The sequence below is a fragment of the Flavobacterium sp. LC2016-23 genome, assembly GCF_009674775.1.
Classification (GTDB): Bacteria; Bacteroidota; Bacteroidia; order Flavobacteriales; family Flavobacteriaceae; genus Flavobacterium.
Genome location: NZ_WKKE01000068.1, coordinates 1 through 1,061 on the forward strand (window position 1 = coordinate 1; position 1,061 = coordinate 1,061).

General features: G+C 43.7%; 1 pseudogene. It reads left to right on the forward strand.

What is annotated here, in order from left to right:
- Positions 1-1,061: pseudogene (locus tag GJU43_RS22920) on the forward strand (hypothetical protein); the annotation flags it as partial.

Consider the following 1,061-nt stretch of genomic DNA (forward strand, 5'->3'; position numbering starts at 1 on the left):
GCCAACGCTCCGGCAGGTACTTACGAATTAACGTATGAAATCTGTGAGTTGCTAAACCCAACCAACTGCAGTTCAAACCAAGTTAAAGTAACAATCACGGCACCGGGAATCGATGCCGTTGCAGACAACCTAGGATCCATAAACGGAAACACAGGCGGAACCACAACAGTTTCACTAATCGCAGGTGATACCGTAAACGCTGTACAAGCTGTAATCGGAACCAATCCGGGAGAGGTAAAACTAACGGTAACGACGCCAATACCGGCAGGACTTACCATCAATACAAACGGAACAGTTACAGTGGCTGCTAACACACCAGCAGGAAGTTACAATTTAGAATATACCATCTGTGAAATCAATAATCCGGGCAACTGTGATACGGCAACTTCAACAGTTGTGGTAACAGCAGGAGTTTTGGTAGCAAATTTAGATACCGTTCCGGCAACGCTTAGTTCAAATACTCCGAAAACTTTAATCAATGTTTTTGACAATGATACTAAAAACGGAGCCGCTTTAATTCCATCAGAAGTAAAACTGAGGGTAACCACAGCCGATCCAAAAGGATATTTGACGGTAGATGTAAATGGAAATGCAATTTTAGGCGCTAATGCTCCGGCAGGAACGTATGAACTGACGTATGAAATCTGTGAGTTGTTAAACCCGACAAACTGCAGTTCAAACCAAGTACAAGTAACAATCACAGCACCGGGAATCGACGCCGTTGCAGACAACCTGGGATCCATAAACGGAAATTCAGGCGGAACCACAACAGTTTCTTTAATAGCAGGTGATACCGTAAACGGAGCACAAGCCGTAATCGGAACCAATGCGGGAGAGGTAAAACTAACGGTAACGACGCCAATACCGGCAGGACTTACGATCAATACAAACGGAACAGTTACAGTTGGAGCGAATACACCAGCAGGAAGTTACAATTTAGAATATACCATTTGTGAAATTAATAATCCGGGGAACTGTGATACCGCAACTTCAACAATTGTAGTAACAGCAGGAGTCTTGGTAGCGAATTTAGATAGCGTTCCTTCAACGCTTAGTTCAAA